We start from the raw sequence: 1,213 nt of genomic DNA on the forward strand, positions 1-1,213 counted from the left end.
CTTTAGTAGACGATTGTGGTAATGCTGCTCCTACTCAGACTCAAACTATTACAGTTTCGGATAATACTCCTCCTACTTTTACTGCGCCTGCAGATGTAACCATTAGTTGTGAGCAAGATCCTACTGATTTAACAATTACAGGTGATGTTACAAATGAAACAGATAACTGTGATACTAGTTTAGATGCTACTTATACAGATAATACTTCTGCTGGAAGCTGTCCAAATGAATCAGTAATAACTAGAACTTGGACATTAACAGATGATTGTAATAATACAACAACACATGTACAAACAATTACTATTGAAGACAATACTCCTCCAACTTTTGTTGAAGCATTACCTGCTGATGCAACTGTAGATTTTGATTCAATTCCAAATGCTGTCACTTTAACTGCAACTGACAACTGTGGTGCAGCTACTGTTACTTTTAATGAAACACAAAATGGTGATATCTGTACTGGAAGTTTTACAATAACAAGAACCTGGACAGCTACAGATGATTGCAACCTTACCACAGTTCACACTCAAGTTTTAACAGTTACACAACCTATACTTGATGCTACTATAACTGCTCAAACAAATGCTATTTGTGGTAGTGCAGATGCATCTGCTACTGTTACTCCTACTGGAGGAACAGAACCTTATACGTATCAATGGAATGATTCTTCTTCCCAAACTACAGCTACAGCTTCTAATTTAGTTGCAAATTCATATAATGTTACGATTACTGATGCTAATAATTGTACTATTACAATACCTGTTATTATTACAGATTCTTGTATTACATTAATAAAATCAGGTGTTTTTAATGATGAAGATCAAGATAACTGTGCAAATGTTGGTGAGACAATAACTTACAGCTTTGTTGTATCAAATACAGGAAATGCTAGCTTAACAAATGTTATTGTAACCGATCCATTATTAGAAGCTCCTAACCCAGTCGTAGCGATTGTATTGGCTTCTGGTGATACTGATAACGATAACGAATTAAATCCTACAGAGACTTGGACCTATACCGCTAACTATGCAGTGACACAATCGGATATTGATGCTGGTCAGGTGACTAACCAAGCGACGGTAACTGCTTCTACATTAGATAATATATCTATTTCTGATACATCTGGAACTACTTCTACTACAGACGATCAAACTATTGTTACCTTATGTACAGATGAAAGTATCTCATTAATCAAGTCTGGTATCTTCAATGA

Annotated in this window: 1 protein-coding gene; it reads left to right on the forward strand. The window is 35.4% G+C overall.

The genetic code is table 11. The features are described 5' to 3' along the window. A partial coding sequence (locus tag LY08_RS13470) for a DUF7507 domain-containing protein (protein ID WP_146603235.1) occupies positions 1-1,213 on the forward strand: 1,213 nt, incomplete at both ends.

Origin of the sequence: Olleya aquimaris (assembly GCF_003259525.1) — a bacterium.
In the GTDB taxonomy this organism is placed as follows: Bacteria; Bacteroidota; Bacteroidia; order Flavobacteriales; family Flavobacteriaceae; genus Olleya; species Olleya aquimaris.